Annotated in this window: 1 protein-coding gene; it reads right to left on the bottom strand. The window is 42.7% G+C overall.

Translation table 11 applies throughout. The features are described from left to right. Window positions 1-430 (bottom strand): dUTP diphosphatase (locus DSM465_RS0117915; protein WP_236620395.1); only part of this gene is annotated, 430 nt, incomplete at its 3' end. Between the last annotated feature and the right edge of the window lie 8 nt (window positions 431-438).

Genomic DNA, 438 nt, shown 5'->3' with positions numbered 1-438 from the left:
AATAACTAATATTGTTGCGTAAAGTATTGCCTAGGTTTATCGCATGCGTCATAACGTGTAAAAATTGTTCGGTTATGTTGTCTGCTTCGGCTGCATTCCAACGTGCGATGTCAATCTTTTGTGGCTCTGCGATTTCTAATCCGATAGACAAAAGGAAATGCAAGCCGTCCACGTATTCTTCAAGAAGTGGATTCTTATACTCCACAATAGGCTCTATTACACCATCAACCATTTTCTGACCCGTTACAACTTCGATACGAGTTCTCGGCTTTTGGTCATTGCTCCAATATTTGAAGAATCTTGCCTCATTCGCCAGTTCCCCAAGCTCCACTTGCAACGCAAGAATTTTCTTGCTTAATCTATCCTCGTCTTCTTGCCGCGGATGCTCTTTTTCGATGTGAGCGTCAAGCTGGCGTTGCATCTCGAACAACTTTTGTA

The sequence above is a fragment of the Geobacillus thermodenitrificans subsp. thermodenitrificans DSM 465 genome (genome assembly GCF_000496575.1).
Lineage (GTDB): Bacteria > Bacillota > Bacilli > Bacillales > Anoxybacillaceae > Geobacillus > Geobacillus thermodenitrificans.
This window is presented reverse-complemented; position numbering and strand designations above follow the sequence as displayed.